We start from the raw sequence: 562 nt of genomic DNA on the forward strand, positions 1-562 counted from the left end.
CTGGCGGTTGGGTTTGGGCTTGTCGGCCGGGTGAGCGGCGGGGATCTGGCGCGGAGCTTTTAATTTGGCGCAGCGGCAGATCCCGTCGCGGGTGGAAGGTGGCGGCGAAGGCGGAGGGGGTCTGCCAGCCGAGGGCGGAGTGCGGGCGTGATCCATTGTCGTCGGAGCGCCACCTGCCCAGGGCCGCCCGGGCCTGGCTCAGCCCCGAGAACAGGGTCTCGTTGAGAAGCTCGTCGCGCAGCCGGCCGTTGAAACTCTCGATGAAGCCGTTCTGCATGGGCTTGCCCGGGGCGATGTAATGCCACTCGACCTTTGCCGCATCCGCCCAGGCCAGGATGGCATTGGAGGTGAACGCGCTGCCTTTGTTGCTGACGATCATGTCTGGCCATCCGCGCGCGGCCACAAGACGATCCAGCTCTCGTGCGACCCCTCAGCCGGACAGCGATGTATCCGCAACCAGGGTAAGGCATTCCCGGGTACAGTCATCCACGACGGTGAGGATGCGGAAGCGGCGGCCATCGGTGAACTGGTCGGATACGAAATCGAGCGACCAGCGCGCGTT

1 pseudogene is annotated in these 562 nt (G+C 65.8%); it reads right to left on the minus strand.

The features are described from left to right. Positions 1-562, minus strand: a pseudogene (locus V5F61_RS21175) (integrase core domain-containing protein); the annotation flags it as partial.

It is taken from the genome of Xanthobacter sediminis, assembly GCF_043195015.1.
Taxonomy (GTDB): domain Bacteria; phylum Pseudomonadota; class Alphaproteobacteria; order Rhizobiales; family Xanthobacteraceae; genus Xanthobacter.